At 25.2% G+C, this 8,768-nt stretch carries 9 protein-coding genes; 7 read left to right on the top strand and 2 right to left on the bottom strand.

Translation table 11 applies throughout. The features are described 5' to 3' along the window. Positions 1-91 precede the first annotated feature (91 nt). Genes pseI through ACH5BH_RS12400 form a run of 7 tightly spaced genes read left to right on the top strand, consistent with a single transcriptional unit; the run spans position 92 to position 6,241 of the window. Positions 92-1,120: a pseudaminic acid synthase gene (gene pseI / locus ACH5BH_RS12370; RefSeq protein WP_404307589.1), complete on the top strand. Its 1,029-nt coding sequence runs from the start codon at positions 92-94 to the stop codon at positions 1,118-1,120. A gap of 55 nt (positions 1,121-1,175) precedes the next feature. Then, the gene (locus ACH5BH_RS12375; RefSeq protein ID WP_423298566.1) at positions 1,176-1,814 is read left to right on the top strand and encodes a pseudaminic acid biosynthesis-associated methylase; all 639 of its coding nucleotides are present in this window, start codon (positions 1,176-1,178) and stop codon (positions 1,812-1,814) included. An 8-nt stretch (positions 1,815-1,822) separates the two neighbouring features. After that, the gene (locus ACH5BH_RS12380; protein ID WP_423298567.1) at positions 1,823-2,548 is read left to right on the top strand and encodes a cytidylyltransferase domain-containing protein; all 726 of its coding nucleotides are present in this window, start codon (positions 1,823-1,825) and stop codon (positions 2,546-2,548) included. Then, the gene (locus ACH5BH_RS12385; protein WP_423298568.1) at positions 2,548-3,519 is read left to right on the top strand and encodes a Gfo/Idh/MocA family protein; all 972 of its coding nucleotides are present in this window, start codon (positions 2,548-2,550) and stop codon (positions 3,517-3,519) included. Before ACH5BH_RS12380 ends, ACH5BH_RS12385 begins: the two co-directional genes overlap by 1 nt. A 2-nt stretch (positions 3,520-3,521) precedes the next feature. Then, positions 3,522-4,808 carry a DegT/DnrJ/EryC1/StrS family aminotransferase gene (locus tag ACH5BH_RS12390; protein ID WP_423298569.1) on the top strand — a complete coding sequence of 429 codons (1,287 nt, stop codon included), beginning with the start codon at positions 3,522-3,524 and terminating at the stop codon, positions 4,806-4,808. Then, positions 4,795-5,715, top strand: a complete 921-nt coding sequence (locus ACH5BH_RS12395; RefSeq protein WP_404307579.1) for a capsular polysaccharide export protein, LipB/KpsS family — start codon at positions 4,795-4,797, stop codon at positions 5,713-5,715. The genes ACH5BH_RS12390 and ACH5BH_RS12395 overlap by 14 nt, the downstream gene beginning before the upstream one ends. Then, positions 5,708-6,241, top strand: a complete 534-nt coding sequence (locus ACH5BH_RS12400; RefSeq protein WP_404307577.1) for a GNAT family N-acetyltransferase — start codon at positions 5,708-5,710, stop codon at positions 6,239-6,241. The genes ACH5BH_RS12395 and ACH5BH_RS12400 overlap by 8 nt, the downstream gene beginning before the upstream one ends. On the opposite strand, the gene ACH5BH_RS12405 is transcribed toward ACH5BH_RS12400, so the two are convergent. Next, positions 6,242-8,218 carry a motility associated factor glycosyltransferase family protein gene (locus tag ACH5BH_RS12405; RefSeq protein WP_404307575.1) on the bottom strand — a complete coding sequence of 659 codons (1,977 nt, stop codon included), beginning with the start codon at positions 8,216-8,218 and terminating at the stop codon, positions 6,242-6,244. Between the two features lie 117 nt (positions 8,219-8,335). Further along, a partial coding sequence (locus ACH5BH_RS12410) for a flagellin (protein ID WP_423298570.1) occupies positions 8,336-8,768 on the bottom strand: 433 nt, incomplete at its 5' end.

Here is an 8,768-nt window from a genome sequence, read left to right on the forward strand (position 1 = left end):
AAACAAGAACTAATTGATATAAACAAAAAAATATATACTTCACAAACAAGACAAGATTATATTTTTAAAGTTCATAAAGAAGAGAGTAAAAATGAAAATAGGAAAATTTGATTTAAAAAAAGATGGAACATTTATAATTGCGGAATTAAGTGCAAATCATAATGGAAGTTTACAAAATGCCTTAGATACTATAAAAGCTGCAAAAGAAGTTGGAGCAAATGCAATCAAGCTTCAGACTTATACAGCAGATACTTTAACTTTAGATTGTGATAGAGATGACTTTGTGATAAAAGGTGGTACTTTATGGGATGACAAAACTTTATATAATTTATATAAAGAAGCATATACTCCTTGGGAATGGCATAAAGAATTATTTGATTATGCTAGAAGTTTAGAAATTGATATTTTTTCTACGCCTTTTGATAAAAGTGCAGTTGACTTTTTGGAGCAATTTAACCCAAGTGCTTATAAAATTGCATCTTTTGAAATAACTGATTATGACTTAGTAAAATATACAGCACAAAAAGGTAAGCCTATAATAATCTCTACAGGTATTGCTACTTTACAAGAAATACAAGATGTAGTTGATATTTGTAGAAGTGTTGGAAATGAAGATATTGTTTTATTGAAATGTACAAGTGCTTATCCAGCAGCTTTAGAGGAAGCTAATTTAAATACTATACCAAATTTAGCTCAAACATTTAATACAATAAGTGGTTTTTCTGATCATACGTTAGGTTCAACTGCTCCAATTGTTGCTGTAACATTAGGTGCAAAAGTTATTGAGAAACATTTTATTTTAGATAAAAGTATTGGTGGTCCAGATGCAGAATTTTCTATGGATAAAGAAGAATTCAAACAGATGGTTAATTCAATAAGAGATACTGAAAAGCTATTGGGAAAAGTAACTTATGAAATGACAGAAAAAAAGAAAAAAAATAGAGTTTTTTCAAGAAGTTTATATGTTTCAAAGGATATAAAAAAAGGTGAAGAGTTTACTTTAGATAATATAAGAAGTGTAAGACCAGGATTTGGGTTGCATCCAAAATATTTAGATGAACTATTAGGTCAGAAATCAAAGAAAGATTATAAGTTTGGAGATAGACTAGAAACTAATTAAACTAATATTAAGAAAGTGAAAATATAATATATAAATATAAAAAATAGGATAATTTATGGAAAAAACTTATCAAAGAGAGACATGGGAAGATGAATTTGGTTCAAAATATCTTTCTCGTAATATATATACTCCTAAACAATTAGATGAATTTTATAAAAATAGATATGACTTTTCAAGAACAGATTTAAATAGTCGTTTTTTAAAAAGTATAAATAAAGACGCTAAAATCTTGGAAGTTGGAACAAATATAGGTAATCAGTTACTACATCTTCAAAGTATGGGATTTACAAACTTATATGGTATAGAAATTCAAGAAAGAGCTATAAATTATGCTAAAAAAAGAGCCGATAATTTAAATATAATAAAAGGTGATGCTTTAGATATTCCTTTTAAAGATGGTTTTTTTGATGTAGTATTTACAAGTGGAGTATTAATTCATATATCTCCTAAAAATATTGGCAATGCCATAGATGAAATTTACAGAGTCTCAAAAAATTATATTTGGGGATTTGAATATTATGCACAAGAATATACAGATTTACTTTATCAAGGTAATAAAGATTTAATGTGGAAAGCTGACTTTATGAAACTCTTTAAAGAAAGAAAAAATGATTTAAAACAAATTGATGAATTAAAGGTTTCATATAGTGATGATAGTAGTTTAATTGATCAAATGTATTTACTCCAAAAATAGAAACAGTTATGAATATAAATATATCAATTGAAGCAAGAATGACATCTTCTCGACTTCCTAAAAAAGTATTAAAACCTCTTGGTGATAGTACGGTATTAGAAGTAATGATAAATAGACTTTTAAAATGTGAATATATTTCTGATATTATTGTTGCTACAACAATAAATAAAGATGATGATCCTATTGTTGAGTTATGTAAATCAAAGAATATTAAATATTTTAGAGGAAGTGAAAATAATGTTTTTGAAAGAGTTTTACAAGCTCATCAAGAATTTAACTCAGATATAATAGTAGAATTAACAGGAGATTGTCCTTTTATTGATCCTGTTTTAGTGGATGAAGCTGTACAAGTGTATTTGAATAATAGTTATGATTATGTTAGTAATAGTATTAAAAGTACTTTTCCTATTGGAATGGCAATACAAGTATATTCTCTAAAAGCCTTAGAGCAAATATCAAAAAAAGATTTAAGTGATATGGATAAAGAACACGTAACACCAGAATTTTATACTACAAATAAATTTAAGACTTTTAATATTGAAGCTTCTGAACAATTATATTTTCCTGAACTATCAGTAACCTTAGATACTAAAGAAGATTATAGATTAATAAATGAAATAATGAACTATTTTAAAAATGATTATTTTACTATTGAAGAGTTAATTTCTTATGTAAAAAGTAAACCAAGTTTATTGGAGATAAACAAAGAGATCAAAAGAAAAGGTCTTAGTTGATGTTAAATGTTGCTATTATTGGAATAGGTAATATCTCTTTACTGTTTGATTATAGTAAAGATTTAGAAACAGCATATTCTCACATAAAAGCTATATTCCTTCATAAAGATTTTACTTTAAAATATGTTGTTGATATAGATGATAGAAATTTATCTAAGGTAAAAACATTTTTTAAAGATGTGGAATTTTATAATGATTATTTACAATTGCTTGATAAAAAAGATATAGATATTTTAGTAATAGCTACTCCTACAAATACACATTTTAAGATTTTAAGTAGTTTTAAAAAATGTAATCATATAAAAAAATTTTTAGTAGAAAAACCCCTTTTTTATAATCTTAAAGATTATGAATCTTTAGATTGTTTTTTTAAAGATAAAATAGTTGTAAATTATATTAGAAGATTTCAAGAGCCACTTAAAAATTTAAAAGATAAAATTGAAAATGAAAGTTTAAAAAACTTACAGAAAATAACTTTGAATTATGTAAAGGGTTTAAAAAATAATGGTTCACATTTTATTGATTTAATTAATTATTTATTTGATAATCCAAAATTAGTTGAGTCAAAAATATTAGATGAAACACTTGGTTTAGGTGAAGATAAGTCTTATGATATTTTTTTTAAAATAGAGTATAAAAATAGAATTATTCCTATATATTTTATTGCTTTAAATCATACAAAATACAATATTATTGAGATGGATTTTTATTTTGAAAATCAAGTTGTAAATTATATAAATAGTGAACAAACGATTTATTATAAAAATATTGTAAATAGTGAAGAGTATAAAGAGTATAAGTTTGTAGATAAAAATATAAATGAGAAAGAAACAATATCAAAGAAGCTAATTTATAATGTTTATGATGATATATTTTTACAAATTAGTAAAAATAAACAAAATGATGCTTCTTTTGAGAATGAACTTAAGAATTTAGAATTAATAACAAATATTTTAAACAGCAAGGAATAGTAATGTCTAAGTTAGCTATAAATGGTGGAAATAAAGTAAGAACAAAACTATTTAAAAGATATAATAATATTGATCAAAGAGAAATAGATGAAGTAACAAAGGTTATGCAAAAAGGTGTTCTTTCTAAATATTTAGGAGCATGGCATGAAGATTTTTATGGGGGAGAAAAAGTTCAAGAGTTTGAAAAACTTTGGAGTGAATATTTTTCAGTAAAACATTCTATTTCTGTAAACTCAAATACATCAGGGTTAATTACAGCCTTAGGTGCTTGTGGTATTGGACATGGTGATGAGGTAATAGTCTCTGCATACTCAATGTCTATTTCTGCAAGTGCACCTGTGTTTTGGAATGCAACACCTGTATTTTGTGATTTAGAAGATAATACTTACTCTTTTTGTATTGAATCATTAAAAAAAGCTATAACAAAAAATACAAAAGCTATAGTTGTTGTACATATTTTTGGTTGTCCTTCTAATATGAAAGAAATAATGAGTTTAGCAAAAGAGCATGATTTATATGTTATAGAAGATTGTGCACAAGCACCTGGTGGAAAATATGATAATAAATATGTTGGTACAATAGCAGATATTGGGGTTTTTAGTTTAAATTATCATAAACATATTCATACAGGTGAAGGTGGAGTTTGTACAACAAATAATGATAAATTAGCTAATAAAATGCAATTAATTAGAAATCATGCTGAATCTGTAGTTGAAAATAAAGGTGAAGATGAACTTGAAAATATGTTAGGTTTTAATTTTAGACTTACAGAAATTCAAGCTGCAATAGGAATTGAACAGCTTAAAAAACTTGATGATGAATTAAAAATAAGACAAAAATATGCAAAAATGTATGATGATGCTTTTAGCAAATATCCTTTTATTAAAACAACTAAACTAGATAAAAGAACACACTCTTATTATGTTCAAGCTTTTGAGTTTTTAGAAGATATAGCACAGGTTTCTAGAAATAAATTTATTACTGCTGTTAAAGCAGAACTTGAACCAGTTGAAGGAAGAGAAAATGAGGGAGTGCCTATAGGTCAAGGTTATGTTAAACCTATTTATTTATTACCTATGTTTCAAAAGAAAATTGCATATAATAAACAAGGTTTTGCTTTTAAAGATGAAATATCTTATGAAAAAGGAACTTGTCCAAATGTAGAAAAATTTCATCATAAGACACTTTGGACACATGATTTTACAAGAAGTCCTTTGGATGAAGAAGATATAAATGATGTAATAAATGCATATATAAAAGTATGTGAAAATTTAGATGAACTTAAATAAAAAAATAAAAGTTTTTTCTTACGATGCAGGTGGTGCAAATCTGGTAATGGCTTATGCATATTTTATGTATAAAAAAGGTTATAAGGTAGAATGTTATCCACAAGGCCCTGCAATTAATATTTTCAATAAACATATTCCTTTTTTAGTGAATAAAAGTAAAGCAATTTTACAAAATAATGATAAGATTATAATATCTACATCTGGAATTCATTCTGATTATGAAATAGAAAAGTTAATTGAAGCAAAAAAGAAAGGCTTAGAGGTTTTTTGTTTTTTAGACTCAGTGTTAAATTTAGAAAAAAGATTTTGTCTTAATAATGTTTTTTTGGAAGAGTCTTTTCTTCCTGATGTCATATATAGCCAAACCCCTGAAGAAATCATAGATAACAGAATTCGAAAAAGAGTTGAGTTTAAAGAAGACTTATATATAAAATATATAAAAGAAGTTTTTTATCCTCAATTGAAAACAAAAGATGAACTTATTTTAGAAAATAAAGGAAAGTATTTTTTATTTTTGTCAGAATATATTCTTGAGCTTTATGGCGATAAGTTTGGATTTAATGAATATGATTCTTTAAAACTATTTTTAGATAGTATGGAAGAAGAAAAAAATACTACAAAAATTTTCATAAAACTTCATCCTGCTGAAAATAAAAATAAATTTGATGATATAATAAATAATTATAAAAATTTAAATATATATTTAAAAGAGTTTGATCTTCATGAAGTTCTTTATAATTGTAAAGTAGTTTTTGGTATTAATTCTTCTGTCTTTAAAGAATCACTTTTATTGGGTAAACCAACAGTTAGTATTCAAGTAAAAGCAAATATTAAAATACCAAAGAATATAAAACTAATAGATTCAAAAAATAAATTAAAACAACTATTAAGGCAAATAAATGAGTAGAAAATTTTTAGAAGCAAGTAAAATTTATTTAAGACCTTTATCTTTAGAAGATGCAAAAAGTAATTATGTAAATTGGTTAAATGATGAAGAAGTTTGTAAATATAATGCTCATCATAGGTTTGTAAATACAGAAGAAAAAACAAGAGAGTATATACAAAGTATCAATAGTTCCAAAAATAATCTGGTTCTTGCTATTTGTTCAAAAGAAGATGATAAGCACATTGGTAATGTTAGTATTCAAAATATAAACTATATAGACTCAAATGCAGAGTTTGCCATAATAATGGGTGAAAAAGATTATCATGGTAAAGGTTTAGCTTATGAGGCTTCTAAATTAATAATTGACCATGCTTTTAATAGTTTAAATTTACATAGGATTTATTGTGGTACAAGTGAAAAAAATATTTCAATGCAAAAACTTGCTACTAAGTTAAACATGAAAAAAGAGGGTGTTTTAAAAGAAGCAATTTTTAAAGAAGGTAGTTATTTAGATATAGTTTTATATGGACTTATAAAAGACACTTAATTAAGTGTCTTTTATTGCTTGTTTAAGCTCTTTAAGAAGTTTTATTAAGGCATCTGACCAATAGTTCTTAATAGAATTTAGATTCTTAGGACTATTAAGTCCTTCTTGCTTTAAATTTAATGTGAAATTAATATAAATATCAATAAGTTCAATAAACTTTAGAAAAATATTACCAAATATATGTTTTGACATAATTTTATTTTGTTCTAATATCCAAATCATAATATCTAATTTCTTTTTTAAAAAATCATCTTTATTTGAAACTTTTTGTTTTTTAAATTTAGATACTTTATTTATGATTCTATTAATTATAAGAATATCATCTTCAAATTTAATATCTGATATATCAGATATTGAAATGGAATCTATAATCTCTTTAGCATTGAAATCTTTTTCTTTAAGTGATTTAGTATCAATTGATTCTACTTTTGTTGGGATTAATCCTTCAATATAAGCTCCATCTGATAAGTTATAAATATTAAAAACATTTTTTTCTCTATCAAAACCATGTAAATATGATTCATAATCTCTTTTGAATGTCAATAAACTTCTATTTGTTTTAACTTTTTCTCGTAGATTACCTTTTACTTCTAAAATATCATCAGAAGATATAATCCCTTCTTTAACTAAATCATTTGTACTTTTTAAATCATGAGTTTGAGAAACAGAACTTCCTTTTGAATATCTACTTCCTGTTTCTTGATCAAAAGCTGCATCACTACCAACTAGGTATAATTCATTTGCATTTAAAAATAGAGAAATAGCTAAAGAGAATGTTCCTACATTTGGTAGTGAGAATGAGTATCCAAGTTCTTCTGATAAATAAAATACTTGTGAAAAGTATACATTAAGATCTTTTACTGTTTCAATTACACTCTCTTCTTGTTGAGATAAAAATATAATAGCACTATTTTTTAAAAAATCTTTATCTTGCGTTTTAAAAAAGTCTGCAACTAAATGAGAAGGGTCTATTGATACAACAATATCAGGAGTAATTTTATGAGACTCAAGTTTTTTTAAAATAACATCTACACATAAAATGATAAATTTATCTTGATTTTCATAAATCCAATCAATATGCTTGTCAACAGATGGCCCACCACTTACAATTAAAACTTTTTTATCTTTAAGAGGTTTTACTTCTTCAACTAAATTTTTCTTTAAAAAATTAAACTTTCTATGCATAAAGTCTATTGTTCTTGTAAATACTTGAAGAATTATTCCATAAGAAAATGCTGCTGCATGTGTGTGTGAATAAAAATCTATAATTTCATTTAGAATATATTCATATTCAATCCAAAAAAGATGATGTTTAATATTATAGTTCATGTAGCCATGATAGTTTGTGAATTCTTCTAAGTCTCTTTGTCTTTGTGTTTCAGAATGTCCTATTGAAATAAAAAGTTTTTTATTACCTTCTTCAAATATTGAGTAATCAATAGTAAATAAAGATAGTCTAAATAGTTCAATTTCAGGTTCAATTATTAAAGTGTTCATTGAATTGATTTTTTTATATATTTCGTGTATATGTACACCAACTCCTACACCAATAAAAATATATTTGAATATCTTTGAAAATGTAATATCTTTAAAATCAATTAATCCATTTAAATAAGTAACTAGTTCTGTTGTATCTCCCAATGAACCCATTAAAGCAAATTTTTGGGTGTTAGGGTCTACTCTTAGTAAATCTAAAGAGTGTGTCTTTTTAAAGTTGGCAAGATCCCTTCTTTTATCTGCTTCTTGATAACTATTAAATCCATAAATAAACTCATTTGTTTCTAAATTTAAAATATCAAAATAGCCTTCTTCTTTATACTCTAATGAATATTTTTCTTTATAAGTTCCATTTTGAATATTTTCAGATAGAAATTCTACTTTATCATATATTTTTTTATGGTTTTTCTTTAAAAATTCTAAATTTTTTAAGTACAAACTAATTAAGTTATTATTTAAATCTACTAATTCATCTTCCATTAAATACCCCTACTATAAGTATTTAGATTGTACATAAAATCAAATAAAATACGACATAAAAATAAGTTATAAAATGCAAAAGATCTAATTTTAGATCTTTTGCGAAGAGAAAAATGCTTATTGAAGTAATCTCATAACATTTTGTTGTACATTATTAGCTTGACTCATAGCATAAGTACCAGCTTGCGCAATAATATTTTGTTTGTTGAAATTAGCACTTTCAGCAGCATAATCAACATCTCTAATAACAGATTCAGCAGCTTTAATATTAGTTTGCTGAGTCATTTGGTTTCTAATAGCTGATTCTAATTGGTTTTGAGTAGAACCGAAGTCTGCTCTCCATCCATTTAGAGTATTTAAAGCACTATCAACATCATCCAAAGAGTTTCTAGCATAAGCAGCATTAAACGTAGCCGAAACTAAAACATCAGCAGCAATAGTATCAAGTGTTAAACCTGTTGTAGTAGATTGAACACCAGCAGTTGTCGCAATAGTATCAGTAGCTGTTTCACCCATTTGGAAAGTTAACGCAGTTGCAGCAGCAGCTGAG

It is taken from the genome of Arcobacter rhizosphaerae (assembly GCF_049472155.1).
Classification (GTDB): domain Bacteria; phylum Campylobacterota; class Campylobacteria; order Campylobacterales; family Arcobacteraceae; genus Arcobacter_B.

Coding starts and splice junctions, on each gene's coding strand:
- ACH5BH_RS12400 (WP_404307577.1), top strand. CDS start 5,708: ATGAGTAGAAAATTTTTAGAAGCAAGTAAAATTTATTTAAGACCTTTA.
- ACH5BH_RS12385 (WP_423298568.1), top strand. CDS start 2,548: ATGTTAAATGTTGCTATTATTGGAATAGGTAATATCTCTTTACTGTTT.
- pseI (WP_404307589.1), top strand. CDS start 92: ATGAAAATAGGAAAATTTGATTTAAAAAAAGATGGAACATTTATAATT.
- ACH5BH_RS12395 (WP_404307579.1), top strand. CDS start 4,795: ATGAACTTAAATAAAAAAATAAAAGTTTTTTCTTACGATGCAGGTGGT.
- ACH5BH_RS12380 (WP_423298567.1), top strand. CDS start 1,823: ATGAATATAAATATATCAATTGAAGCAAGAATGACATCTTCTCGACTT.
- ACH5BH_RS12390 (WP_423298569.1), top strand. CDS start 3,522: ATGTCTAAGTTAGCTATAAATGGTGGAAATAAAGTAAGAACAAAACTA.
- ACH5BH_RS12405 (WP_404307575.1), bottom strand. CDS start 8,218: ATGGAAGATGAATTAGTAGATTTAAATAATAACTTAATTAGTTTGTAC.
- ACH5BH_RS12375 (WP_423298566.1), top strand. CDS start 1,176: ATGGAAAAAACTTATCAAAGAGAGACATGGGAAGATGAATTTGGTTCA.